General features: G+C 66.1%; 33 protein-coding genes and 1 tRNA gene. 8 read left to right on the forward strand and 26 right to left on the reverse strand.

The window, feature by feature from the left end:
• Positions 1-120: 120 nt before the first annotated feature.
• From X946_RS32945 to ssuD, 22 genes are all read right to left on the reverse strand, one after another.
• Positions 121-777 carry a hypothetical protein gene (locus X946_RS32945; RefSeq protein WP_038743137.1) on the reverse strand — a complete coding sequence of 219 codons (657 nt, stop codon included), beginning with the start codon at positions 775-777 and terminating at the stop codon, positions 121-123.
• A 2-nt stretch (positions 778-779) separates the two neighbouring features.
• Positions 780-1,331 carry a hypothetical protein gene (locus X946_RS01060; protein WP_038743139.1) on the reverse strand — a complete coding sequence of 184 codons (552 nt, stop codon included), beginning with the start codon at positions 1,329-1,331 and terminating at the stop codon, positions 780-782.
• A 114-nt stretch (positions 1,332-1,445) separates the two neighbouring features.
• Positions 1,446-1,724 (reverse strand): hypothetical protein, encoded by a 279-nt coding sequence (locus X946_RS01065; RefSeq protein ID WP_038743141.1) that lies wholly within the window; start codon positions 1,722-1,724, stop codon positions 1,446-1,448.
• A gap of 9 nt (positions 1,725-1,733) precedes the next feature.
• Positions 1,734-2,141, reverse strand: coding sequence for a single-stranded DNA-binding protein (locus tag X946_RS01070; protein ID WP_038743143.1), 408 nt, complete (start codon positions 2,139-2,141; stop codon positions 1,734-1,736).
• Entirely contained in the window at positions 2,134-2,538 is a 405-nt protein-coding gene (locus X946_RS01075) for a putative PDDEXK endonuclease (protein WP_038743144.1), read from the reverse strand. The genes X946_RS01070 and X946_RS01075 overlap by 8 nt, the downstream gene beginning before the upstream one ends.
• Before the next feature lie 144 nt (positions 2,539-2,682).
• A complete protein-coding gene (locus X946_RS01080; protein WP_038743146.1) occupies positions 2,683-4,662 on the reverse strand; it encodes an AAA family ATPase in 1,980 nt (659 codons plus the stop codon).
• Positions 4,659-5,027, reverse strand: a complete 369-nt coding sequence (locus X946_RS01085; RefSeq protein WP_038743148.1) for a hypothetical protein — start codon at positions 5,025-5,027, stop codon at positions 4,659-4,661. Before X946_RS01085 ends, X946_RS01080 begins: the two co-directional genes overlap by 4 nt.
• A complete protein-coding gene (locus tag X946_RS01090; RefSeq protein ID WP_038743150.1) occupies positions 5,028-5,234 on the reverse strand; it encodes a DNA-binding protein in 207 nt (68 codons plus the stop codon).
• Positions 5,235-5,384: 150 nt separating this feature from the next.
• Positions 5,385-7,211: a hypothetical protein gene (locus tag X946_RS01095; protein WP_152611594.1), complete on the reverse strand. Its 1,827-nt coding sequence runs from the start codon at positions 7,209-7,211 to the stop codon at positions 5,385-5,387.
• A 97-nt stretch (positions 7,212-7,308) separates the two neighbouring features.
• Positions 7,309-7,554, reverse strand: a complete 246-nt coding sequence (locus tag X946_RS01100) for a hypothetical protein (protein WP_152611595.1) — start codon at positions 7,552-7,554, stop codon at positions 7,309-7,311.
• Positions 7,547-7,876: a hypothetical protein gene (locus X946_RS01105; protein ID WP_152611596.1), complete on the reverse strand. Its 330-nt coding sequence runs from the start codon at positions 7,874-7,876 to the stop codon at positions 7,547-7,549. Before X946_RS01105 ends, X946_RS01100 begins: the two co-directional genes overlap by 8 nt.
• A complete protein-coding gene (locus X946_RS01110) occupies positions 7,869-8,126 on the reverse strand; it encodes a hypothetical protein (protein ID WP_038743156.1) in 258 nt (85 codons plus the stop codon). The genes X946_RS01105 and X946_RS01110 overlap by 8 nt, the downstream gene beginning before the upstream one ends.
• Entirely contained in the window at positions 8,119-8,358 is a 240-nt protein-coding gene (locus tag X946_RS01115; protein ID WP_038743158.1) for a hypothetical protein, read from the reverse strand. Before X946_RS01115 ends, X946_RS01110 begins: the two co-directional genes overlap by 8 nt.
• A 254-nt stretch (positions 8,359-8,612) precedes the next feature.
• Positions 8,613-8,918, reverse strand: a complete 306-nt coding sequence (locus X946_RS01120; RefSeq protein WP_038743159.1) for an addiction module antidote protein — start codon at positions 8,916-8,918, stop codon at positions 8,613-8,615.
• 13 nt (positions 8,919-8,931) lie between these two features.
• Positions 8,932-9,225: a type II toxin-antitoxin system RelE/ParE family toxin gene (locus X946_RS01125; RefSeq protein ID WP_038743161.1), complete on the reverse strand. Its 294-nt coding sequence runs from the start codon at positions 9,223-9,225 to the stop codon at positions 8,932-8,934.
• 31 nt (positions 9,226-9,256) lie between these two features.
• Positions 9,257-10,639 carry a tyrosine-type recombinase/integrase gene (locus X946_RS01130; RefSeq protein WP_442854581.1) on the reverse strand — a complete coding sequence of 461 codons (1,383 nt, stop codon included), beginning with the start codon at positions 10,637-10,639 and terminating at the stop codon, positions 9,257-9,259.
• 1,013 nt (positions 10,640-11,652) lie between these two features.
• The gene (locus X946_RS01135; RefSeq protein WP_038743163.1) at positions 11,653-11,907 is read right to left on the reverse strand and encodes a hypothetical protein; all 255 of its coding nucleotides are present in this window, start codon (positions 11,905-11,907) and stop codon (positions 11,653-11,655) included.
• A gap of 76 nt (positions 11,908-11,983) precedes the next feature.
• The gene (locus X946_RS01140; protein ID WP_038743165.1) at positions 11,984-12,181 is read right to left on the reverse strand and encodes a hypothetical protein; all 198 of its coding nucleotides are present in this window, start codon (positions 12,179-12,181) and stop codon (positions 11,984-11,986) included.
• Between the two features lie 132 nt (positions 12,182-12,313).
• Positions 12,314-12,529, reverse strand: coding sequence for a TOBE domain-containing protein (locus X946_RS01145; RefSeq protein WP_006026606.1), 216 nt, complete (start codon positions 12,527-12,529; stop codon positions 12,314-12,316).
• A gap of 85 nt (positions 12,530-12,614) precedes the next feature.
• The gene (locus tag X946_RS01150) at positions 12,615-13,601 is read right to left on the reverse strand and encodes an ATP-binding cassette domain-containing protein (protein ID WP_038743167.1); all 987 of its coding nucleotides are present in this window, start codon (positions 13,599-13,601) and stop codon (positions 12,615-12,617) included.
• Positions 13,598-14,416, reverse strand: coding sequence for an aliphatic sulfonate ABC transporter permease SsuC (gene ssuC / locus X946_RS01155; protein WP_038743168.1), 819 nt, complete (start codon positions 14,414-14,416; stop codon positions 13,598-13,600). Before ssuC ends, X946_RS01150 begins: the two co-directional genes overlap by 4 nt.
• Positions 14,417-14,433: 17 nt before the next feature.
• Positions 14,434-15,591, reverse strand: a complete 1,158-nt coding sequence (gene ssuD, locus X946_RS01160) for an FMNH2-dependent alkanesulfonate monooxygenase (protein WP_038743170.1) — start codon at positions 15,589-15,591, stop codon at positions 14,434-14,436.
• A gap of 318 nt (positions 15,592-15,909) precedes the next feature.
• On the opposite strand from ssuD, the gene X946_RS01165 reads away from it, so the two are divergent.
• Positions 15,910-16,338 carry a hypothetical protein gene (locus X946_RS01165; protein WP_038743337.1) on the forward strand — a complete coding sequence of 143 codons (429 nt, stop codon included), beginning with the start codon at positions 15,910-15,912 and terminating at the stop codon, positions 16,336-16,338.
• A 462-nt stretch (positions 16,339-16,800) separates the two neighbouring features.
• Here the strand turns inward: X946_RS01165 and X946_RS01170 are convergent, their stop codons facing one another.
• The 3 genes from X946_RS01170 to X946_RS01180 are packed head-to-tail and all read right to left on the reverse strand — an operon-like array spanning position 16,801 to position 18,812.
• Positions 16,801-17,943, reverse strand: coding sequence for an enoyl-CoA hydratase/isomerase family protein (locus X946_RS01170; RefSeq protein WP_038743172.1), 1,143 nt, complete (start codon positions 17,941-17,943; stop codon positions 16,801-16,803).
• Positions 17,944-17,971: 28 nt separating this feature from the next.
• Complete coding sequence (locus tag X946_RS01175) at positions 17,972-18,304, reverse strand: DMT family transporter (RefSeq protein ID WP_063889416.1); 333 nt, start codon at positions 18,302-18,304, stop codon at positions 17,972-17,974.
• A gap of 10 nt (positions 18,305-18,314) precedes the next feature.
• Complete coding sequence (locus tag X946_RS01180) at positions 18,315-18,812, reverse strand: heme-degrading domain-containing protein (RefSeq protein ID WP_038743176.1); 498 nt, start codon at positions 18,810-18,812, stop codon at positions 18,315-18,317.
• 231 nt (positions 18,813-19,043) lie between these two features.
• On the opposite strand from X946_RS01180, the gene X946_RS01185 reads away from it, so the two are divergent.
• A tRNA-Met gene (locus tag X946_RS01185) sits at positions 19,044-19,120 on the forward strand.
• 85 nt (positions 19,121-19,205) lie between these two features.
• Here the strand turns inward: X946_RS01185 and X946_RS35395 are convergent.
• Complete coding sequence (locus X946_RS35395) at positions 19,206-19,547, reverse strand: hypothetical protein (RefSeq protein ID WP_162483258.1); 342 nt, start codon at positions 19,545-19,547, stop codon at positions 19,206-19,208.
• Here X946_RS35395 and X946_RS01195 point away from each other — a divergent pair.
• The 6 genes from X946_RS01195 to X946_RS01220 all read left to right on the forward strand — a co-directional run bounded on the left by X946_RS01195 (position 19,464) and on the right by X946_RS01220 (position 24,483).
• Positions 19,464-20,009 carry an NUDIX hydrolase gene (locus X946_RS01195; protein ID WP_038743180.1) on the forward strand — a complete coding sequence of 182 codons (546 nt, stop codon included), beginning with the start codon at positions 19,464-19,466 and terminating at the stop codon, positions 20,007-20,009. The genes X946_RS35395 and X946_RS01195 overlap by 84 nt on opposite strands.
• An 8-nt stretch (positions 20,010-20,017) precedes the next feature.
• Positions 20,018-20,785 carry a leucyl/phenylalanyl-tRNA--protein transferase gene (gene aat / locus X946_RS01200; protein WP_038743182.1) on the forward strand — a complete coding sequence of 256 codons (768 nt, stop codon included), beginning with the start codon at positions 20,018-20,020 and terminating at the stop codon, positions 20,783-20,785.
• A gap of 33 nt (positions 20,786-20,818) precedes the next feature.
• The gene (locus X946_RS01205) at positions 20,819-21,649 is read left to right on the forward strand and encodes an arginyltransferase (RefSeq protein WP_038743184.1); all 831 of its coding nucleotides are present in this window, start codon (positions 20,819-20,821) and stop codon (positions 21,647-21,649) included.
• 102 nt (positions 21,650-21,751) lie between these two features.
• Entirely contained in the window at positions 21,752-22,789 is a 1,038-nt protein-coding gene (locus X946_RS01210) for a quinone-dependent dihydroorotate dehydrogenase (RefSeq protein WP_038743186.1), read from the forward strand.
• A 109-nt stretch (positions 22,790-22,898) separates the two neighbouring features.
• Complete coding sequence (locus X946_RS01215) at positions 22,899-23,693, forward strand: cystine ABC transporter substrate-binding protein (protein WP_038743188.1); 795 nt, start codon at positions 22,899-22,901, stop codon at positions 23,691-23,693.
• A gap of 130 nt (positions 23,694-23,823) precedes the next feature.
• On the forward strand, positions 23,824-24,483 hold the full coding sequence (locus X946_RS01220; protein ID WP_038743190.1) for an amino acid ABC transporter permease: 660 nt from the start codon (positions 23,824-23,826) through the stop codon (positions 24,481-24,483).
• The last annotated feature ends 64 nt before the right edge of the window (positions 24,484-24,547 follow it).

Raw genomic sequence — 24,547 nt, forward strand, 5'->3', positions numbered from 1 at the left:
CGGCTCATGTGCTTCCGGCAGGCTCGTAACAGGTCATTGATGCGCCTCTGCTCCTCTAGCCACTCCGCCGACCGCAGACCGTGCTTCGTCGCGTTCTGCGACACGACGGCCTTTCCCTCGTCAGTCTTCGGGCCCGTGGACCGTTCCCACGGCTTCCACCGCTTGATTGCCTCGGCCTGCTTCGCCCGCCGCTCCGGATTCCAGCCATTCGCCATCGTCATGCTCCAAAAGTTTGTTCGGCGGGGCGCCGTCTTCCTCGTGTGCGCGTGCGGCGCCGGTCGGCGGGATACCGTTATTGACCTGCTGCGGCCCGTGCGCGACGTTCGCCTGGCGGATGAACGCTACCGACTTCGGGTTCTTCAACTCGCCGAGCACCCGCAAGGTCGACGCGCACTGCTGCTGCGCCTTTAGCGCCATTCGCATGTACGCTTCGAGCTTCGGCATCGTGTCGGCGGCTCGCGCCCTGAGCACCATGTCATTGAACAACAAGTCGCACGTATTCGCCTGCACCAACAGCATGGTCTCGACGCTGCTCAGGTCGTTTTGCTCCACCACCGGGCGAAACTTGTCGAGCAGCGCCGAATGAATATCGGTCACGGAAAATTCGACGCCGCTCACCGTGCCGCCAACGATGCTGCGCCCGACAATCGCCGCGTTGAATACCGGGTTCACTGCCACGCGGGCCTGGGCTTGCTTTCTGGCCTCGCCCTGACGCGCCTCAACGGTCATCGACTTTGCTTTCGCGGGCGCTGCGGTTACCTTCCGCTTTGCAGCCATGGTCACTCGCCTTTGTGGGGAATGTCGACCACCGCGCCTCCAATCTGGATGTCGCGACCGACCAGATGCGGGGAGTTGTGCGCGGTCAGGATGACGCCGGCCGCCACAGCCGCGTCCTTGACCACCAGCGCCAGCGCGGGCAGTGGTGCGCAGGCCTGCGCATAGCGTTGCACGGCATCGTGGTAGGCCTGCGTCGCCGCGACCCGGCGGTGCTCGTGGATTTCCTGCTCGAGCTTCGCGTGCTCGGCCTGTAGCGTGCGGATACGCAGCGATGCGGATTCGTCCGCCGCCAGTTCACGCTGCTGACGCAGCGACGCCGCCAGCCTAGCCGGGTCATCGAGCGTGCCCGCGCTGGCCTGCTCGGTGAGCTTCGCCACCGTGGCATCGGTCGCCTGCTTGCGCAGGGCCAGAGCCTGTACGTCGGCCTGCGCCTGGGCGATTTCATCGGGGAGTTGGGCCAGTCGTCGCTCCATGTCGTCTAGCCTCATCACCGGCGCGTGCTCGGTCTTCTGGACGGGGTTGGTCAGGTTGCTGATTCGGTCAAGAATTTTCATGTGTCGATTCCTTGTGAAAGCGCATGTGTCCGCAAATAGCGGTGTCATTCATGGGGGAGTTTTCGCAACGGCGTTCATTCATGGGGTTAATTTCGCAAAAGCAATTCGGCTTCCTCACTTCCTGCCCTTGGGGTCGGCCCGCGCACGCTCCTCGCCGAGTATCTCGAACAGCACCGGGCGGAACGTCGGCTCCACAATCCGCCACGCAGTCCCCAGACGCATCACCGCGCCGCGCTCGGTCAGCCTCGCCTCGTGCCGCCGCAACCACTTGCCCATGTCGGCGGGGCCCGTCAGGCGCGGACTGCCGAAGCGCCAGATGGAACGCATCCGGGCGTTTTCATGCAGCCACGTATCGAGTGGCACAAGGCGCTGAAACTCAATCTCGTCAGTCATCTCATCGCCTCACAGGTCGTCGTCAAAATCCGATGACGCACCCGCCTCGTGAGTCCGACGCGCGTGCCCGGCCCCGTTCGCTGGCTGGCGGCCTGCCTGCACTGCCGTGCGCCGCCGCTTCACGTCGTAGGCAGAGAGCACTGCGTGCGCTACCAGGTCGAGAGCAGGTTTCGCATCGCCCGCGCGGTCCACCCACGCCTTCGGCGTCAGCGTGCCCGCCAGCGCCACGCTGTCCCCGTCTCCGAGCGCCAGCAATGCCAACTTCGCCTCGTCATCGAACGCAATCACGTTCACGAACAGAGATTCACCGTCGCCCGCCGCGGCGCGCACCTTCGCGGTCACGAATGCCTTGCCGCTTGTCGCGGTCCTGCTCGTCGCCGTGCCGTACAGCTTGCCGCTCACCAGTCCGTCAATCATGTTTCACCTCGCAATCGGCAGCGACCGCCGCCCAGGCTTCAATCGAACCCTCGCAGGTCCACTCATACCCGCTCCACATGCAACCGTGCTGCACCGCCAGCCTGACCGCCACCGGCCACACGGCGCGCCACTCGTCGCGGTCACGGCGGTAGAACAGGACGGGGAGCTTGCTCTCCGCCGCCTGACGAGCCGCCTGCGCATACCACTCGCGGATGTCGCCGCGCGTCGCCGTCGCGTACCGCTTCACCTCAGCGCACCAACCCGGCACGCCGTCGAGGTCAGAATCACCATCGTGCTGGCGGACGCGGCGCTTTACGTCCCAGCCGGTCAGCTCTCGCACCAGAGCAGCAATCTCGCGCTCGCCCGCCTTTCCCTTCGTTCTCGATTTCAGTCCCATGTCAGGCCCTCAATGCTCTTCGTTCGGAATCCCGTTTTTCCCGTTTCGTCCCGTTTCGGGAGTTTCTGGGTCCCGTTTTCTCCCGCTCCGTATATATAGATACGGGCGGGAACGGGACGGACTCCGGGATGGGTGGGAGGTGGGTTACTTGCGCCATAGCCAGCCGTCCTTGGAGCCGTAGACGCCGTTGGCCACAAGGCCGGTCACGGCCGCCCTGGCACGCTCGTTTCGCTTTCGCGGCTCGCAGGTCAGGCTCGATGCAACCAGCCGTACAGCGGCCTCGATTTCAAGGCAGGGATAGTTCGGCGGCGCATCGCCTTTTCCGAAGTCCCGGGACTGGCGCAGCGGCTCGGCTAGAGCGTCGAGCGCGATACGCTGATTGCCGCCCTGCGGGAGCTTCACGCGCCGCACTTCCTCGGTGCTTTCGTCAGCTTCCACGACACACGACGTCACCGGCTCGCCGTGCTCGTCGTCGTCGAGCTCCACCACGCGCAGCACGAAAGCATGGCGTCCGCCGTCGGCGTCGTCCTTGCTCTTCGCGACGCTCCACTCCCGGCGAGCGTCGTTGCGTGAGACCTCAATGGCGGCGTCGAGCGCGGCGTACAGGCTGCTGTGGCCGCGCAGGCCCTTCGCTCCATCCTTGCCCGTGTGGTGGACGAGCAGTACCATGCCGCCCAGCCGGCGCTGCGCTTCCTTGCACGCTTCGATGAGTTGGCCCATGTCGACGCTGGAGTTCTCGTCGGTGCCGGGCGCTGCGCGGTTCAGCGTGTCGATGACAAGCAGGCCGTCGCGGCCGCCAGCAGCCAGCACCGCCGCGCACAGGTCGGCAACGTCTTCCGGCTGGCGCAGGTCAAGCGGCTGCGTGACGAAGCGCAAACGGTCTGGCAGATTGCGACGCTGGCGGATGCTCCACGCCTTGGCGCGCTTGCCCAGACCCGCTTCGCCTTCGAGGCACACATACGTCACAGGAGCGGCGTGGACGCGATGCCCGAACCACTGGGCACCGTCCGCGATTGCTGCGCACAGGTCGAGCACGAGGAACGATTTGCCCGTGCCAGACGGGCCATACACAGCGCCGAAACCCGCAGCGGGCAACACGCCTTGAACCATCCAGCGAAGCGACGGCGCGTTCAGCAGGTCGTCTGCCGACTGCAGGCGATACCGCATGGGCGGCGTCTTGGCGGCGCGCAGCAGGTCGGCCAGCGCGTCGGAACCGTGCTCGGCCTCGTAGTCGTTTGCGTCGTAGTTCGCCGCCTTGTCGACGGGCATCTCGGCCCACGCCCCGGTAATTTCGCGTGCGACGTCTTCGGCGTCCGACTCCTTGCCCCGGTCGGGCACGATGACGATGCGGGCGGCTGGAAACCGCTTGCGCAGCAGCTTGGCGACGGGACGAGTGCGGCCAGCGCCGAACGTCACCGCAGCGGCGGCGTGATAGTCGGCCTTGGCGCACGCCCACGCCTGCCCGATTCCCTCGCAGACGTATAGCGTGCCGTCAGCCGCGATGTTGCCGACCACGAACAGGCCGTCGTTGAACGAAGCGCCCGGCGCGTTGAGCTTCTTACCTGCGCCCGGCGCCGGGATGAACTGCACCGTGCACAGCGTGCCGTCGAACGAGCGCACCGGGACCGCCAGCCAGCCGGCGACGCGCTGGCCGCCTATGGTCAGAGGGTCATTGGCCGGCACCACGCGAAGGCCTTCGGGGTTTCCGCGCTTTGCCACGACGTACGGATGGTCGGCACTGGCTGGCGGATAGCCGTCGAGCGTCGCGGCGAGGTCGGTCCGCGGCATCCGGGGCGCATAAGTCTTCGTGGGCTTTGCGACCGGCACGCGCGCTGCCTGCGTACCGTTGTTCGGGTGTCCGTCGTGCCAGCCCGCGTCCTTCGCCATCTTGAACAGCGTGCCCTCGCCGATTCCGCCGTCTGCCTTGATGCTCTTCCAGACGGAGCGGGCTTCGCGGACGCCGCCATAGTTGTCGCCGGTCGCAGACCATTCAAGGAAGTCATCCTCGGACAGGCCGGCCGCTTTCGCTGCCATGCCGGCGCGCACCCACTCGTCGCGAGAGCAGCCGGCACTGAGCGAGAACAGGGCTTCGCGCGCACGAGCTGCGTCGAAACCGTTCATCATGCAGCACCCCGCAGGGCACGCGCGGCCATGATGGTCTTGTTATCGAGCCAGTATTGCGCGATGGGGCGAGCACGGCCGGGATAGTGAACCGGCGCGGACTTCACGGGCCATCCGAGATACTTCAGCTCCATCACATACGCGGCCAGACGCCAGCGGCTCGTACCGAACGCTGGCTGCGTCAGGCGCTCACCGGTCAGCAGCCGTGCCAGCGTCTCAGCCGGCAGCGTATCGCTGGCGGGCCACGCCGGAGCAAACGCGGGCGCCGGGATGAGTTCAAACTGCGTGGGTTCGGGGGTATCATTGGGCTCGACCTTGGCAACACCCTTGAAACCCGATTTAGCTTGGCGGCGGTCGGGTTTCGTCATTTACGCACCCTCCGCCAGCTTGTCGAGGGCGTCTGCCGGCCACATCAGGCGACCGTTCGGCAGCTTGACCGGACGAAGCGAGAAGTACGCGCCGGTCTGGCAGTAGCGTTTACGGATGGACTGCGGGCGAATCGAGAGGAGCGCGGCCAGCTCATCGGTCGTGATGGGGCGGCGCGCCTGAGTGGACGTAAGTGGTTGCGCAGTCACGTGAATCTCTCCAAGGTTGCGCGACTCAATGCGAATCGCTTGGAGGGCAGACTGCGGACCGCAACAGCGGCGTCAGTGTTGCGCAACGGTTGCGGCCTTACCCGGCAAGGGTTTCAGGCCGATACACGCAACAGGGCGACGCAACAGCGATTAATAGCTCGTGCCGCGCACCTTGCGTTTTCCAGTGGCTGCGGACGGAAACACCGATGCTTTTGCTGGCGTCTCGAACTTGTCCCTGGCCTGCTGCAACAGCTTGCCAATGCGGGCTCGCGAAACGTTGTGCTTTTTCCCGAGCTTCTCATGCGTGGCGCCCGGCATCCTGCTTTCGTCGAGCAGCGAACGGAGTTCCGTGTCCGTCCACTTATCGCCCCTCAGCGTGACGGTTCGTGTTGTCGGCTCGGACTTGTTATCTGCGGCCTCCGGATGAGCGGCGTCACCCTGCGCCACGGCATCGCTCCATCGGATGCAGTACCTCCCCAGATACGCCTTTGCGTCCCCGGGCGAGAGGCAGCCGACGCTGATGTCGTTCGTCTCAATGCCTTCCGCAGTAACCAGCACCAGGGCGCGCTGGCGGCCCATATCCGTCATCTGGTCGAGGTGCTTGCTGACCACGGCCTCAAACCGGTTGCGGGCTTCCAAAGCTTCAGTGCTTATGCCGTAAGGCACGTCGACCAAGGCCATGGCAATCCTGTAGGCCAATACCGATGCTGGAATCCTTCCCGCTGGTAGTTCGACGGACTGGGTCGCCGCATTGCCCCATGGCGAAGCGCCCTCGATGTTCCGGTGCCGGTCGGCATCTCTCGGCCAGCATCGAGCGGCGATTGCAGCGGCCCTAACATCCGCGACAGCGAGGTATTGGTATTCGCGTACGTCCATTCCGGCTACAGAAACGCCACTCGGCTGGCTGGCGGGCAAGCCGCCGCTAGTCCTAAATTGAAGTCCCTCCGATACAAGCCAGTTCGTCACGCCCTGGATTTGACGAAAGCGCGCCTCGCCGCGAGCCGGGGCGTCCGGCGCGAGAATGACCATCGCCCATGCGATGTGGTCGAGCCGCGCGTACATCTTGGCCAGCACTTTTCGGGCTTCATCTTTGTCGTTGGCGGTCACCGCGCCAAACGTCATGCCGAGCAGGTCGGCGAGTTCGTTTCTTGCGAACCCAATCCGATACTCACGGAGAAAGTATCTGGTGTAGTCCCACTGTCCCTCATCGAGAGCCCTCAGCCGCGGCTCATTGGTGGGCTCAATGCCAGCCTTCACGCACCAGAGAATGTGGTCGGTCTGCGCCTTCGTCTCGCGCTCAAACCATCCAGCAGCGTGCACGAGGATGCTCATACCTTCCTCGGCGACGACATCCTTGACGAGCGGCTTGCCAGTGGTCTCGTTCACTTCAAACCATCGTGGACGGCTATCAGGCGCATTGTTGAGATGTTCGTGCAGTACGGCAGCCGCTTCCGACGCGCGCCACATCGGCTCGTCCTCCGCCGTGGTACGGCCTGCGGGAACATCGAGAGTCCCGGCGATGAAGTTCAAGGCTTCGGCCAAAGAGACGAAGTCGACCGTGCGGGAAGGCGGATTCTCAGGTTGGCGCACAGAGCTGGTCGCGTCGGCGTCGCCATCTCGCGAGGACTCTCGGGAACCCGCTAGCGTTTGCTCTTGGCGCTCCCAGTAGTCGCGACGCACATCGATGAGAGTCAGCTGGCGGCGCGCCTCTTGCCAATCAGTCACTGCGTCCGGACGAGATGCCATCTGCGCGATAAGCGCCATTGCGTCGGCGCCGTCCAACCGGAAAATCGGCGGTCGGTCAGGCGAAACTGACGCCCACTCCACGCCGCCACCCAGCGCGATGCCGCATATCTGGCGCAGCTTGTCGAGCGTGCTCGCAGTCGGCAATGCGTCGATGGGGTTCTGGCCGGCCAGACGGCAAGCCAGGTTCCAGACCGAGAGGCGGTCCGCTCCTTCGGGAAAATCAGAGTGCATCAGCGCCCTTCGCGCGCAAGCCTTCAGAGGAGAGCCCCCGCCGAGCCGGTGAAGGTGTCCGGCGTTCGGCCCGTCGACCTAGACGGAGGCACGTCGATTATGCCGGATTAGCCTCGCAAACTATCGCCACCGATTGCTCGAGCTGAAAGGCCAAGTCATTTACCAGCGCCCATGCCTGGTCGATGAGCCCATCATCTTCAGTCGACGCCCTGATAACGGCGGTCAGTGCCGCCAAATCGCTTGCGGTTGCCACGGAGAACTCGCGTGCATCGATGAGGTTGCGGAACACGCGAGCGCCACCGCGATTCGTAGCAATACAGTATTCAGTGGTCCGCTCAGCCATTCTGTATCCCCCGTTGCGATTCTCCGGCGTCGACGTCCCGCGCCAGCTCGGCGAGCGCGGCCACCTGACCGGCCAAATCGTTCATCAGCCAAACGAGGCTCCGCTTGTCGTCGTCAAGAAGTTCGTCGAATACGTCGAAGCCGTTCGCGTGAATCATCATGGTCAGGGCGTAGAGCTTCGCGGACTGAGTCGCGCATAAACCGACCGGGTTATCACATACGCTCTCGGAAAGCATTGAAACGACTTGAGAGCCGGATTTAGTGCCGCGGCTAACCTTGACGCCGAAGGCCGTGACTTCCATGGGAGAGTAGAGCTTAGCCACGGCGCGCCTCCATCATTGAGACGTTCGTTGCACCATCAGTCAGAGCCTTGGCAATCTTAGCCATGGTCAATGCTCCGTAGAGCATGTCCGGGTCGGCTTCGCCGGCTATGCCCTCCTGTAACGCGGCCAGAACTGGGCACAGGTAGGCGGAGATTGCTTCCAGAGCCTCCTGAACGCTCAAGCCCGGTTGAACGGAGATAAAGGAGTCAACGGGGAAAGCAGCCGCTCCGTGGTCGCGCAAATCAGCCATGGCACACCTCCCAGAAGAAGTCTGCTTCCGATTCAGCGCGCTCGACCTGATGCCCAGTGGTCTCGATACCAATTTGCGCGAGCAGAAGAGCCGCATCCTTGTCCGTTCCGTCAAGGACGGCCTTTTCTATGGCAGCGAACAGCGCGCCCGCGTGCTGGAGTGCGACCATCGCATTGGCCAGCTCAGAGGCTGCCCGTTTGGCCACCGCGGCCGGAGCATTGCGACTATCCATGGCGTATCTCCACACGGGCGAATTTGGTCAGACGGCGAAGCACATCGCCGGCCACGTCAAGCGCGTCATAGACCGTCGGAGCGGTCGCAGCGGCACAAATTATTTCGAGATAAGGGCGAGCGCACCCGGTAGAATTGGCGTCAGCCATGATACGAACCTCCTGTAAAGGCCGTGTTGTGGTCAGGCGGGACAAGTGTTGGCGCACCTGTTCCCGCCGCTTCTGCCTGATACCGTCAGGCGGCGGTCATGCTCGGTCAGGGATGCACCGGTTGCGCGACAAGCCGCACGCCCAGCGCCGTGCAGACACGGCTAACCGTCTCGAAGCGCGGTTCGCTTCCAGGCCGCAATGCCTTGTATAGAGCCTCGCGGGTAATGCCCGCCGCCTTCGCAATCTCGGTCATGCCGCGCGCGCGGGCAATGTCGCCCAGCGCGGACGCCAACAGGCCAGCGTCGTTTGCTTCCAGAATATCGGTCAGGTAGGCCGCGATGGCTTCCTCATTGTCGAGATACGGCGCGGCGTCGAACACGGGCAGTTCGTCTACCTTGATGCGCTTGCTCATGTGGGTTCTCCGTTCAGTCCAGCAGCGCCGCCAGAGCCTTGGCGCGCTTGATGTCACTCTTCTGCGTGCGCTTGGAGCCGCCGACCAGCAGCACAATCAGTTGCGAACCGCGCTGCGTGAAGTACACCCGCCAGCCCGCACCGACATGGATGCGCAATTCGGAGACGCCATCGCCAACCGGCTCGACGTCGCCCATCAATCCGCGCTCCAGACGCTTGATTCTCGCCACGACTACGCCGCGCACCGAGGCGTCAGCCAGGTCATCCAGCCACGCGGTGAACTGGGGAAGCGGTTTAATCGTGAACATGGTCAAAGTGTAGTCGAACGATTACAGGTATTCAAGCGCCCATCGCCTGCAAGCCCTGTTGGTTCTGCTCGGGCTTGAAGTCGATGCGAGCCTCCTTGAGAATCCACGTCTCCAGCTTGTCGTGCCACATGCGCAGCAGGTCGAGCGGGCGCACGTTGTAATGACGCTCAGCGATGGCGGAAGGCTTGTGGCCCATGATTTGCGCCTTGATGCCTGACGGGACTTCCGTCCATTCGGCCAGGCTGGAGAATGACCGCCGCAGGCCGTGCAACGTCACAGGAGCGATGCCGGCAATCCCACAGACGCGATGCAAGGCGTTATTCGGCGCCGCCAGCCGGCCATCACCGGAAGTCTTGCTTGCGAATACCCACGCTGACGGCTGCCATGTTTCGCCCTTGGCCTGAAGGCTGCGCATCTGCCGCACATTCGGCGGCGTGTCGTTGATGCGCTTGAGCTCGAGCAGCACGCTGGCGAAATACGGTGTCAGGGGAATGACCCGCCCGGTTTCGATTTCCACCTTGTCTTTCAGGTGCAGGCTCCGCCACCGGAAGTCCACGTCATCCCAGCGCAATTCGGCAAGTTCCTCGCGGCGCGCGCCGGTCAGCAGCAGGCCAATTAGATATGCCTCCATGACCGGGTTGCCGAGCTGGCGGACGGCTCCGAACCACGCGGCCAGTTGCTCGCGCTGAATGGAATCAGTTTTGGCGGCCTGCTTCGGCAGGGCGTCTTTCGAAAGACGGGTGGCGACGGCCTGTGGGTCGATAAGCCCCTGATATTCGGACCTCGATTCGCACCACGTTGCGAAGATGCGCAGGAGATTGAAGGCCAGCCGGACACGTGCCGGCCGCTGGGCGGCTTCATCCGCCAGCCATTCGCCCATCCGGTCGGCGTTCAGGTTCGACAGCTTCAGCGGCATCAACGCGGCGAGCGGCCCGGGCTCCGTCAGCCCCTTGCCGCGCTTCTTCGGCTGGCCGCCAGCACTGGCGAGGGTTACATGGTCGCGGTAGTGCAGGTCGCTCCACTTCGAGCGGCGAGCCTCGATGTACGCCGCCCAAGCGTCCGCCAGCGTCACGTCCTGGCGGCGAGCCTCAGCCTTCCGCGCTTCGCGTGCGGCGCGCTGTTCGGCTGCTTCCTCGCGCGGGTCCTTGCCGGCGTCAATCAGGCGTTGCAGGCGGCGTGCTTCATCGCGTGCCTTGTCGATGTCCCAGTCTTTCGGCGCGCCAATCGTGACGCGCACCGTCGCCCCGTTCAGCTTGCCCTGGTAGATATAGGACAGCGCACCCGCCGCCGTGGCACGCAGGCCCAGACCAGATGCCCCGCTATCCCAGAGAAACGCCTGAGGCTTCCCAGCCGGACAGCTGTGCCCGTTGACCCGCCCCGCTGTGAAATTGACCTTTGCCACTGTCGCCACCATCCGGGTTTCGGGTTACATGCATCCCATGTAACCGCCATGTAACCCTATTCTAGGCAGACCAATCAACGCAAGTCAACAGGACTCTGTAACCATAAATCCCATAAAGTCACGCCCATCAACGATTTCATCGGATTTCGTAATTTTCAGTCAACGCCGGGAAATACCGTCTTGAGAGGATTGTGATTCCTGTCGTCGTGGGTTCGAGTCCCATCAGCCACCCCAGAGTTTCAAAGCAAAACAGGCGCTTCGGCGCCTGTTTTGCTTTCTGCGGCCAGATAACGTCGGAGCGACGCCGCGGATTCGCTTTCCCGGGGATTCGCTTTCTTCACGCAGCCGTGTTCGCCGCTTTCGCCTTGCGCACTCCCTCTTTCGCCTGCATCCCGACGAATGTGCGTTGCCGCCCTCGCCAAGAACATGACGCCATAGTCGCCGGCTTGCCGGCAATCGAACCTCGATCATGATCGCAAAGGCGTGAACCTTCCGAAGTCGCCCGGATGTCGCGTCGGCCTCAATGCACGCATCGCGTGCGAAGCATCGAATCACCTTCATCGCGGGCGACTCGTCGCGCATCATTCGCGCGCCGCCCTCTCATCGATCGAATCTCCGGAAATCCGACGCGCAAAACTCCGACGCTCAAAACGCGAAAGCCCCAACCGCATTACGCAGCCGGGGCCTTCTTTTGCATCAGATCCTTTGGCACGAGGAGAAGATGCCCTTGCAGTATATTCGACGCGCGCCGGGCGGCATGGCGATTCTTTGTGAATATTTGTATCGCCAGTTAAGCATTCTCGTGAAAACCGGTTCGATCGCGCGGATCGATCCGATTCCCGCCTGCGGCGCGCCGCATCCCGCCACCACGGCGCGAACGACGCGCGTCCCGCCCCCGACGCTCCGCCCGAATCGGATCACGCCACGCGCTCACGCTCGCGCCCGCGCACGATCCGCGGACCGATCGCGCCGGCACGACCGCCGCACGGCCGTCACACGACCATCAAGACCCAAGCCGAATCCCGTCAGACGACGCCCGCGCCCAGCAACTCCCGGTCGACCGCCGATCGCGCGACGGCGAGCGTCTGCTCGATCACCCTGCGCTCGCTGAGCAGCAGCCCGTCGATATGCACGAGCCGCCAGTCGATCATCACCGTGCCGCCCTGCAGCACCCGGTAATGCGCCTTCTCTCCCGCCCACACCTGCTCGGTCTTCACTTCGATCTCGTAGCCCTTGTAGGACTCGCCGAAGTCGCCGATGTCATTGCCTTTCGGTTCCATTTCGCCGCCTCCCGAACCCGGACGGTTCGTGCGCCTGCGTCGTCGCGGGCAAGCCCTGCGGCGCGCGCCGCCTCCGTCAATCGTACGCTTCAGACAGGTAAGCCTTGCCGTCGTCGGTGATGTCGGCCCGGTCCGGGCCGCTCTGATAGACGAAGCCGTCGTTCAGAAGCTCTTCGAGCGCCAGCCGGAAACCCGCCGGCAGCGGCCGGCCGGAGCCGAACTGGTCGATCCATTTCAGCGCTTCGATCGCTTCTGGACTCAGGGTAGGAAACATGGCCCGCCTCCGCCGTCGGTTTCGTTCCATCCTAGCACTTTCGCACATGCCGGGAAAAACGACGCAAGCGGCGCTGGGCCGGCGCGAGAAGCCGCCTCGCGCCGGTCGGGCGTAGCCGAGGCGGCCGCCCGCTCAGAGGCGGGCGATCGATACTTCAGTCGACTTGACGAGCGCCACCACCTCGGTGCCCACCTTCAGCTCCAGCTCGTCGATCGAGCGCGTCGTGATGACCGACGTGACGATGCCGAACGGCGTGTCGACGTCGACTTCGGACACGACGGGCCCGCGGATGATCTCCTTCACCTTGCCTCGGAATTGATTTCGTACGTTGATTGCCGTGATGCTCATCGAGTATTCGCTCCGAATGGTTCGTCTGATTGATCGATGCGACCGGTTCGATCGCGCAGGCGGCGGCGCGAGCGCCGCGCGCCCGTCATACCGCCCAGCGCAATCCGCCCGCGGCGGCCGCGCGGCCGCGCACGCCGTCCGCAAGCGCGGCGGCCGGCGCCGTATTGGCCGCGTCCGCGCCCGTCAGCACGCGTTGCAGCACGCGCTCCTCGAGTGCGGCGAACGTCGCCGACGCGCGTGCGCGCGGCCGCTCGAGCGGCACCGGCTGATCGAACGCGACCCTGCCCGCCTCGATGAGCAGAATCCGGTCGCCGAGCGCAACCGCCTCCTGAACGTCATGCGTGACGAGCAGCGCGGTAAATCGATGTTCGCGCCAGAGGCGCTCGATCAGCGCATGCATCTCGATGCGCGTGAGCGCATCGAGCGCGCCGAGCGGCTCGTCGAGCAGCAGCAGTTGCGGACGGTGAACGAGCGCCCGCGCGAGCGCGACGCGCTGCCGCTGGCCGCCCGACAGTTGCGCGGGCCAGTCGTTCGCGCGCGCGAGCAGCCCGACTTCGTCGAGCACGGCGCGCGCATCGTCCCTCGCGCGCCGCCCGAGACCGAGCATCACGTTCTGCAGCACGGTCTTCCACGGCAGCAGGCGCGCATCCTGATACATGATTCGCGTATCGAGCGCGCCGCCGCCTTCGCCATGCTTGACGAGCGTGCCGGCGCTCGGCGTCTCGAGCTCCGCGACGAGCCGCAGCAGCGTCGATTTCCCGCAGCCGCTGCGGCCGACGATCGCGACGAAGCTGCCGCGCTCGATCGACAGGTCGACGTCGGCGAGCACGGTCCGCTCGCCGTAGCGCTTGCTCACGCGTTGCAGGCGCACCGATGCGTCCGCGGCGCCGTCGCGCGGCGCACGGCGAAATTCGCCGCCCGACGCGAACGGCAGCACGTGCGCGCCGCCGTCGCGCTCCAGCACCGCGGCGTCCTGCGCGTCGCCGTCCGTGGTGCGCGGCTGCGCGAGCTCGGCCTCGAGATCCGCGCCCGCGATCGGGCCATACGTGGCGGCCAGCGTGGTTCCGTTCATGCCTGGGCTCCCGGTTGATACGCGGGGTGCCAGCGCAGCGTCGCGCGCTCGAGCCATTTCGCGAGCACGTCGGCAAGCTTGCCGAGCACCGCGTACAGCAGGATGCCGACCACCACCACGTCGGTTTGCAAGAATTCGCGCGCGTTCATCGTCATATAGCCGATGCCCGATTGCGCGGAGATCGTCTCGGCGACGATCAGCATCACCCACATCAGCCCGAGCGCGAATCGCACGCCGACGAGAATCGACGGCAGCGCGCCCGGCAGGATCACGTCGCGATAGAGCGCGAAGCCCTTCACGCCGTAGCTCCTCGCCATCTCGACGAGGCCCGCGTCAACCGAGCGGATTCCGTGATACGTGTTGATGTAGACCGGGAAGAACACGCCGAGCGCGACGAGGAAGAGCTTCGCCTTCTCGTCGATGCCGAACCACAGGATCACGAGCGGAATCATCGCGAGCGCGGGGATGTTGCGGATCATCTGGATCGTCGAGTCGAGCGCGACTTCGGCCGCCTTCGAGAGCCCGGTCGCGAGGCCGAGCGCGAGCCCGACGCCGCCGCCGATCACGAAGCCGACGAGCGCGCGCCACGTGCTGACTTTCACGTTCGCCCACATGTCGCCCGATTCGACGAGCGCCCACGCGGCGCGCACGACGGCGAACGGCTCGGGCAGCACGCGACTCGACAGCGCGCCCGAGCGCGCGGCGAATTCCCACGCGAGCACGAGCGCGAGCGGCACGAGCCACGGCGCGATCGCGCGCGCGGCTTGCCCGGCGCGGCGCACGGCGAAGCTCGGGCTTGAATGCGTCGTTGCCATGTCGATACCCTCCCCGCTCAGCTCTGGCTCGCCTTCGGCAGATACTGATTGCCGACGACTTCGCCGAACGGCCCCGACAGCGGCCCCGTGCGACGCGCGCCGCCGCCGCCCTTGACAAGCGGGAACACGAGCTCGGCGAAGCGGTACGATTCCTCGAGATGCGGATAGCCGGACAGGATGAACGTCTCGATGCCGAGCGCCGCGTATTCGCGCATCCGCGCGGCGACTTGCTCGGGATTCCCGACGAGCGCCGTCCCCGCGCCGCCGCGCACGAGCCCGACGCCCGCCCACAGATTCGGATAGACCTCGAGCTCCTGGCGCGAACCGCGTTTGCCGCCGTGCAGCGCGGCCATCCGGCGCTGACCTTCGGAATCCATCTTCGAGAACGCCTGCTGCGCGCGCACGATCGTGTCGTCGTCGAGCCGGCTGATGAGGCGATCGGCGTCGCGCCACGCTTCCTCTTCGCTCTCGCGCACGATCACGTGCAGGCGGATTCCGAACTTGATCTGGCGGCCGCGCTCGGCCGCGCGCGCGCGAATGTCGGCGATCTTCTTCTCGACCGCGGCGGGCGGCTCGCCCCAGGTCAGATAGGTATCGATGTGGTCGGCCGCGATCGCGTGCGCAGCGGGCGACGAGCCGCCGAACCACAGCGGCGGATGCGGATGCTGAACGGGCGGATACAGCAGCTTGCCGCCCTTCGCCTGCAGGTGCTCGCCGTCGAAATCGACGCTGCCGTTCTCGTGCGATTCGGCGAGCAGCTTGCGCCAGATGTGCAGGAAATCGTCGGTGATCGCGTAGCGCGTGTCGTGATCGGCGAAAAGGCCGTCGCCTTCGAGCTCGGCCGAATCGCCGCCCGTCACGACGTTGATCAGCAGGCGCCCGTCGGAGAGCCGGTCGAACGTCGACGCCATCCGCGCGGACAGCCCGGGCGACGACAACCCCGGCCGGATCGCGACCAGGAATTTCAGGCGCTTCGTCGCCGGAATGAGGCTCGACGCGACGACCCACGCATCCTCGCACGAGCGGCCCGTCGGCAGCAGCACGCCGTCATAGCCGAGCGTGTCGGCCGCGACGGCGACCTGCCGGAAGTAATCGTAATCCGCGGCGCGTGCGCCCTCGGCCGTGCCGAGATAGCGGCTGTCGCCGTGCGTGGGGATGAACCAAAACACATTCATGCGATGCTCCTGCCTGACTGATCGTGCGAAGAAGTGGGCGGCGGCGCGGCACTCGCGGATGAGTTGGGGAACGCATGCCGCGGCGAACCGCTCGGCTTGCGTGCGCTTTCGCGCGATGGGCGGCCCGGCCGTCTCTGGGGAACCAGTCTAGGGAGCGCGGTTTCGTATAGGAACGATTTTTTTGAGCTTAGGTTTTCCGCTTTCGTGCATAGCGTGCTGCTGCAGCGAATATGGGCGCACGGGCCCCTATAATGTTGCCCAAGTCCCTAACAACCCGGCGCGCGCCGCACGGCGCCGCGCCTTTACGTGACGCTCTCGATGCAGAAAGTGATCCTGCCGTTTCTGTCCGGCTTTCTCGCCGCGCTCTTCTTCCGTGAAGCGACGCTCGCGCTATTGCATACGGCCGGCCTCATCGACGCGACCGGCTTCTCGACCGTGCCGTTCGTCCCGCTCGGCATTCCTGAATTCGTCGCGAACGCGATCATGAGCGCGTGCTGGGCGATCCTGATGGCGTGGCTGCTGCGCGTGTCGCCCGAGCGCGCGGCGCCATGGGTGCCGTCGCTCATGTTCGGCGGCATCGTGCTCACCGCCGCGCGCGTGTTCGCGATCGATCCGCTGCGCGGCTTCTGGCCGGCCGGCAACATGCTGCCGCCCCTCGTCGTCGGCTTCGTCGCGAACGCCGTCTGGGGCTGGGGCGCGCTCGTGTTCATGCGAGCGTTCATGTCGGACAACGGCGGCGACGCGTGAGCGCCGCCGATCGGGCGCGGCGTTCACCACCGCCGTCGCACGCCGCGCTGACCGCGCGCGACGCGAAGATCGTCCATCGTTCGACGGACGATCGCGCCGATACCTGAATGGATGGCGGATGGCCGCGGTCGCCGACGGATCGACGTTTCCGCGTCGCGACGGTCGAAAAAATTCTCGGCGCGTCGGCCGGGGAGCCTTCGGCGAATCGGTTGAATTGTCTTCTACGAGGCGATCGTTCGGATCGATCGTGACGCGCTCGTCGAGCGCCGATCGAATGACCCGCGCCGCGTCGTGCAGCATCGGGCGCGCCGCGCTATGCGCGCGCGGCCCCGTGCATGGCGCGCCCGGAAGCGCGCGGAAACCGCGGAGCGCGCTCGTCGGCGGTCGAGGCCGACGGCCTCCTCGCTTCCTCGCCTTCGCATGCGTCGCCGCGCACCACGCAACCCGCGCAACGCCCCGCCGTCAGTCGCGCAAACCTCTGAGCGGATGCTCGTCCGCGCGCCACGGGCTCTCGAACATCCTCGCGACCACCTCCGCCGTCACGTCCGAGATCGTCGGATAACGCCACTTCGGCGCGTGATCCTTGTCGACGATCACCGCGCGCACGCCTTCGATCACGTCGCCGCGCGCGAACGTCGAACGCGTCAGGTCGAGATCGCGCCGCAGGCAATCCGCCATCGTCGCACCGCGCGCGCGCTCGACGACTTCGAGCGACACCGCCATCGACAACGGCGACAGCGCGCCGCCGCGCATCGCATCGCGCGCCTTGTCGAGCCACGCGCTGCGCACCGAAGCGTCGCGCTCGGCGTCGAGGGACGCGGCGATCGCGGCGACGTCGGCCCGCGCGAAATGCCTGTCGATCGACGCGCGCGCGGCCGCGAGCGTCGACGCGTCGGGCGCGGGCGCCGGCGCGTGCCGCGCCGCTTCGGCCGCGACGCGCGCCGTCACCGCCGCGCCGTCGTCGAAGCGCTCGGTGCGCAGCGCGTCGATGAGCGCCGGCAGCGCCGCATCCGGCAGATACGCGTCGGCAAGCTGCGCATACAGCGCGCTCGCCGCGTCGAGCGTCGCGCCCGTGACGGCGAGATAGCGGCCGAGCGCGCCCGGCGTGCGCGCGAGAAACCAGCTCATGCCGACGTCGGGAAAGAGCCCGATGCGCGTCTCCGGCATCGCCATCTTCGTCGAGTCCGTGACGACGCGCAGCCCGCCGGTGTGCTTCGCCGCCTGCGAGATGCCCATCCCGCCGCCCATCACGACGCCGTGCATCAGCGCGATGTACGGCTTCGGATAGGTGAAGATCGCGTGGTTCAGCGAATACTCTTCGATGAAGAACGTGTCGATCGACGCCTGATCTCCGCGCCGGTGCGCATCGTGGAAGAAGCGCACGTCGCCGCCCGCGCAGAACGCGCGCGGATGCGGGCTGTGGATCACGACCGCGAGCACGCCGGGATCGTCGCGCCACGCGTCGAGCGCGCGGTGCAGCGCGCGGATCATGCCGGTCGACAGCGCATTGAGCGCTTGCGGACGGTTCAGTTCGAGAAAGCCGATGCGGTTCGCGACGTGCGCGCGGACGTCAGCCTCGGGCGAATCGGTAAGGGAAGCGTTCATGACGATGGGAAGTGGGCGGGCGCGGCCGTCAATGCGCCTGCATTTTCGAAAAGAGATTGAGCACCACCACGCCCGAGACGATGAGCGCGAGCCCGACCACCGCCGGCCAGTCCGGCACCTGCCGATACAGCACGACGGCGACGAGCGTGATGAGCACGATGCCCGCACCCGACCAGATCGCATACACGACGCCCACCGGCATGCTCTTGAGCGTCAGCGACAGGCAATAGAACGCGGTGCCGTAACCCGCGGCGACGATGAGCGTCGGCCAGAGCCGCGTGAAACCTTCGGCCGCGCGCAGCGCCGACGTGCCGATCACCTCGGCGACGATCGCGATCGCGAGCCATGCATAGCTGGGCAGTTGCATCGCGTCAGCTCCTCACGAGCGCCAGCGTTTCGTACGCGTGGCCGAGCTGCGCGCACAGCGCTTCGACGACGAGCTCGTGATCGCCCCGCTGCGGCAGCCCCGACACCGTCACCGAGCCGATCACGCCCGCCCCGGCCACCGCGAGCGGAAACGCGCCGCCGTGCGACGCGTATTCGGACGCGGACAGCCCGTGCTTGTCGGCGAGCGTCGCACCGGCCTGCTGCATCCGCAGGCCGACCGCATACGAGCTGCGCCGGAAATGCGCGACGACATTGCCTTTGCGGCGCGCCCAATCGACGTTGTCAGGCGTCGCGCCGTCGAGCAACGCGAAGAAGAGCGGCTGCCCGAACGTGCGCACGTCGATCGCGACGGCATGGCCGCGCGCGAGCGCGAGCTCGCGCAGCTGCGAGCCGAGCGCCCATGCGCGCGCGGCGTCGAACTGCGGGAACACGAGGGTCTTTTCCTGTACGGCGATCGACTGCAGATCGAGAGCGATGTCCATGACGCGTGTGTGCGAACGATAGCGAAAATGCGAGAAGGAAATGCCGCGCCGCCTCGGGCGGCCGGCGCGCTGCGCGGCCCGTGCGGTGCGGCCGGCGAAACAGTCCGGCGAAACGCTCCGATTCTAGCGCAGCGCCGCTTCCGAGCCGTTCGGGCGCGGCGGCGAACGGAAATCGTCAGGAAGGTGTTGCATTTCTCCGGGTATCTCCTTATAATTTCATCTTTCGACGGACGCGGGGTGGAGCAGTCTGGCAGCTCGTCGGGCTCATAACCCGAAGGTCGTAGGTTCAAATCCTACCCCCGCAACCAAGCCAGGTTTTTCGCAAGCGGCGCCGAGCGCGCGGTCATGCGAAAACGGACGAATCCACGTCGAAACCGATCAGAAAGCCCGCCCTCAACGGTGGGCTTTTTGCTTTTCGGGCGCCTGCTCGATTGCGTCGCCGATCTGCATCCGAACGCCATCGCGCGCAGCCGGCGCGACACGCGCCGAACGAAAGCGCAACGCGCGAGCGCGGGCAACCGCGATCGCGCGAAAAGCCTGTCGCGAACGCGCCGCCACGCACGCGCCGTTCGGCACGGCGCTCCACGGCGAGCATTCGAGAATGCCCCCGCCCGGTGATACACTCGCATCACCATTTCCCATCCCCTTCCTATGAAATTCTGTTCCGTTTGCGGTCACGAAGTCATTGCGCGCATCCCGCCGGGAGACAATCGCGAGCGCTTTGTCTGCGACCATTGCGGCACGATCCACTATCAGAACCCGCGCAACGTCGTGGGCACGATTCCCGTGTGGGGCGAGCAGGTGCTGCTGTGCCGGCGCGCGATCGAGCCGCGCTACGGCTTCTGGACGCTGCCCGCGGGCTTCATGGAGATGGGCGAGACGACGGCCGAGGCCGCGGCGCGCGAAACGCTCGAGGAAGCGGGCGCGCGCGTCGAGGTGCAGAATCTCTTCACGCTGCTGAACGTGCCGCACGTCCATCAGGTGCATCTCTTCTATCTGGCGCGCCTCGTCGATCCGTCTTTCGAGGCGGGCGAGGAAAGCCTCGAAGTGCGGCTCTTCGACGAAGCGGACATTCCGTGGGACGACATCGCGTTCCCGACCGTCAGCCAGACGCTGCGGTTCTTCTTCGCCGACCGCGAGGCGGGCGACTACGGCGTCCACACGGGCGACATCTTCCGCTCGCTGCGCAACGGCTAGGCGCGCGCATGGTTCCCTGGCTCGGCCCCGACGATCCGTTTCCGAGCGTCGAGCGCGCGCTCGGCGCGGCGAGCGGCGCGCCCGGCCTCCTCGCCGCGAGCGCCGACCTGCTGCCGTCGCGCCTCATCGACGCGTACCGGCGCGGCATCTTCCCGTGGTATTCGGACGGCCAGCCGGTGCTCTGGTGGAGCCCCGATCCGCGGATGATCCTCGCGCCCACCGAATTCAAGATTTCCGCGACGTTCAGAAAGACGCTCAAGCGCGTGCTGCGCGAGCCGCGCTGGGAGATTCGCGTCGACAGCGACTTCGCCGGCGTGATGCGCGCGTGCGCGCAGGCGCCTCGGCCCGGACAGCGCGGTACGTGGATCACCGCGGAGATCGTCGACGCGTATTCGTCGCTGCACCGCGCGGGCGACGCGCACAGCATCGAAACCTGGCTCGACGGCCGCCGCGTGGGCGGCCTTTACGGCGTGTCGTTCGGCCGGATGTTCTTCGGCGAATCGATGTACGCGGACGTGAGTGACGCGTCGAAAATCGCGCTCGCGGCGCTCGTCGCGCACCTGCGCGAGCACAGGGTAGAAATGATAGACTGCCAGCAGAACACGTCGCATCTGGCGTCGCTCGGCGGCCGGGAAATCGCGCGCAAGGCGTTCGTCGCCCACGTGCGCCGCGCCGTCGGCGAAGCGCCGATACCATGGCGGTTCGACAAGACCGTCGTCGCCGGGCTGCTCGGCCATGCCGCTTCGGCGACGGCAGCGGATGCGTTCGATCGTTAGCGCGGCAAAACATCAATACATCGAGAGCTGCCCATGACTCATCCCACTGAGCTGCCGCTTTCACCGCTTTCGGCGTTGCAATTCTATGCGACGGCCCCCTACCCGTGCAGTTATCTGGACGGGCGCATCGCGCGCTCGCAAGTCGCGACGCCCAGTCATCTGATCAATTCGGACATCTACACCGAGCTCGTCAAGGCAGGCTTTCGCCGCTCCGGCGTGTTCACGTACCGCCCCTACTGCGACGGCTGCCGCGCGTGCGTGCCGGTGCGCGTGCCCGTCGACGCGTTCAAGGCGAGCCGCACGCAGCGGCGCGCATGGAAGCGTCATCGCGCGCTCGTCGCGACGGTGTCGCCGCTCCATTACGACGAAGAGCATTACGCGCTCTACATGCGCTATCAGTCGGCGCGCCACGCGGGCGGCGGCATGGATCGCGACAGCCGCGATCAATACGAGCAATTTCTGCTGCAGAGCCGGATCAACTCGCGGCTCGTCGAGTTCCGCGATCTCGATCCGGCGCAGGACGGAGCGAGCGCGCTGCGCATGGTCAGCATGATCGACATCCTCGGCGACGGCCTGTCGTCCGTCTACACGTTCTTCGATCCCGACGAGCCGCACGCGAGCTACGGCACCTACAACATCCTCTGGCAGATCGAGCAGGCGAAGAGCCTGCGCCTGCCGTACGTCTATCTCGGCTACTGGATTCGCGAGAGCCCGAAGATGGCGTACAAGGCGAACTTCCATCCGCTCGAAGGGCTCGTCGACGGCCGCTGGAAAGTGCTCGATCCGACGCTCGTCGACCTGCCGCCCGTCGATGCCGCGTTCGCGCGCGCGCCGCTGCCGGGCGGCCATTCGGGCACGCGCTGACGGCGTGGCGCACGTGCGCCGCCGCCCGCCCTGCGAAGGCGCGCCGGCGCTTCTCGGCTAAAATACCGGGTTGTCAATTTTTCGGCTGCCGCCGCCTCTTCCGTGTTCAGCTCCCTCTATCCGCTTGCCCGCGCGTCTCTCTTCAAGATGGACGCCGAGGACGCCCATCATCTGACCCTGCGCATGCTCGGCGCCGCGGGCCGCACCGGCCTCGCGTGCGCGCTCTCCTCGCACGTGCCCGACGCGCCGCGCACCGTGATGGGGCTCGAGTTCCGCAATCCGGTCGGACTCGCGGCCGGCCTCGACAAGGACGGCGCGGCGATCGACGGCTTCGCCGCGCTCGGCTTCGGCTTCATCGAGGTCGGCACGGTCACGCCGCGCGCGCAGCCCGGCAATCCGCGCCCGCGGATGTTCCGGCTGCCCGAGGCGCAAGCGATCATCAACCGGATGGGCTTCAACAACAGCGGCGTCGACCAGTTCGTGAAGAACGTGCAGGCGGCGCGCTATCGCGGCGTGCTCGGGCTGAACATCGGCAAGAACGCCGACACGCCGATCGAGCGCGCGGCCGACGATTACCTGTACTGCCTCGAGCGCGTCTATCCGTTCGCGAGCTACGTGACGATCAACATCTCGTCGCCGAATACGAAGAACCTGCGCCAGTTGCAGGGCGCGGGCGAGCTCGACGCGCTGCTCGCCGCGCTGAAGGACAAGCAGCGGCGTCTCGCCGACCTGCACGGCAAGCTCGTGCCGCTCGCGCTGAAGATCGCGCCGGACCTCGACGACGAGCAGGTGAAGGAGATCGCCGCGACGCTCTTGCGCCACCAGATCGAAGGCGTGATCGCGACCAACACGACGCTGTCGCGCGACGCCGTGAAGGGCCTGCCGCACGCCGACGAAGCGGGCGGGCTGTCCGGGCGGCCGGTGTTCGACGCGTCGAACGCGGTGATCCGCAAGCTGCGCGCGGAGCTCGGCGACGCCGTGCCCATCATCGGCGTGGGCGGCATCTTCTCCGGCGAGGACGCGCGTGCGAAACTCGCGGCGGGCGCGTCGCTCGTGCAGGTGTACACGGGCTTCATCTATCGCGGCCCGGCGCTCGTCGCCGAATGCGTGAAGGCGATCGCTCGCGAGCAAGCGCGGTGATATAGAAATAAACAAACGATATTTAGATATCGATTGTTATTTCGCTACCATTGCGCGATCGATATCAGGGCCTCATCGAAGACCCCCTCCCAGGCAAGGAAACAACACAATGAAAATTGCGTCGCTGAAGAAGCTTCTGGTCGCCGGCCTGATCGGCGCGTCGTTCGTCGCCGCCACCGCGCACGCGGCGGATCTGCTCGACGAAGTCAAGCAACGCGGCACGCTGCGGATCGGCCTCGAAGGCACGTTCCCGCCGTTCAACTCGAAGAACCCGCAAGGCGAGCTCGTCGGCTTCGACGTGGACATCGCCAAGGCGATCGCCGCGAAACTCGGCGTGAAGCCCGAATTCGTCACGACCGAATGGAGCGGCATCATCGCGGGCCTGCAGGCGGGCAAGTTCGACGTGATCGTCAACCAGGTCGGCATCACCGACAAGCGCCGCGAAACGCTCGACTTCTCGCCGGCGTACACCTACTCGTCCGCGCAACTGATCCAGCGCAAGGACGACGCGCGCCAGTTCAAGTCGCTCGAAGAGCTGAAGGGCAAGAAGCTCGGCGTCGCGCTCGGCACGAATTACATGGACATGGCGAAGTCGGTGCCGGGCATCGACGTGAAGACGTATCCGGGCGCGCCCGAGTATCTGCGCGATCTCGCGGCCGGCCGCCTCGACGCGGCGCTCAACGACCGCCTGATGCTCGCGTACCTGACGAAGAACTCGCAGCTGCCGCTGCGCCCGGGCGCGAACGTCGGCTCGGCGAATCCGTCCGGCATCCCGTACAAGAAGGGCAACCCGAAGTTCGCGAAGGCGATTGCGGACGCAATGGCGCAACTCGAATCCGACGGCACGTTCACGAAGATCTCGGACAAGTGGTTCGGCATCGACGTGACGAAGCCCGTCAAGTGAGCGCGTAAGCTCGTCGTCGCGCCGCCCGCGTCCGGCGGCAAACGAGGGCGGCATCCGCAACGGTGCCGCCCTTTGCATTGCGCGTCCGGTTTATGATTGCGCTTTCGCGTAAGCCTCGTCACCGCTTCACATGCCGATCACTTCCCTCCTCGCCCAATCGCTCCCGGTCCTCCTCCAGGGCGCGCTTTTGACCGTCAAGTTCGCCGTGCTGTCGATGGTGCTCGGCCTCGTCGGCGCCGTCGCGCTCGCGCTAATGGGCATCGGCCGCAGCGCGGTGCTGGCCGGCGTCGCGCGCGCGTACGTGAGCGTGATGCGCGGCACGCCGCTCCTCGTACAGATCTTCGTCGTCTACTACGGACTGCCGAGCCTCGGCATCTCGCTCGATCCGACGCCCGCCGGCGTAATCGCGCTGTCCGCGAACGTCGCCGCTTACATGTCCGAAAGCATGCGCGGCGCGATCAACGGGATCGACAAGGGGCAATGGCTCGCCGCCTACAGCCTCGGGCTGTCGTGGCGGCAGACGCTGCGCTACGTGATCGGCCCGCAGGCGCTGCGCATCGCGGTGCCGAGCCTGTCGAACAGCCTCATCAGCCTGATCAAGGACACGTCGCTCGTGTCGGTGATCACCGTCACCGAGCTGCTGCGCAGCGCGCAGGAAATCATCGCGTCGACCTATCAGCCGCTGCCGCTCTATCTCGCGGCGGCCGGCGTCTACTGGGTGCTGTGCCAGATTCTCGAATGGGTGCAGCGCTGGTACGAACGCCGGCTCGCTTTGCCGAGCCGGCATTGATCGCGCGTGCGACGCCGCCGCGCGCCACAAGCGCGGCGGCGCGCAGGTCCAGCGCCCACGTCGC

The sequence above is a fragment of the Burkholderia sp. ABCPW 111 genome, assembly GCF_000773065.1.
Taxonomy (GTDB): Bacteria; Pseudomonadota; Gammaproteobacteria; order Burkholderiales; family Burkholderiaceae; genus Burkholderia; species Burkholderia savannae.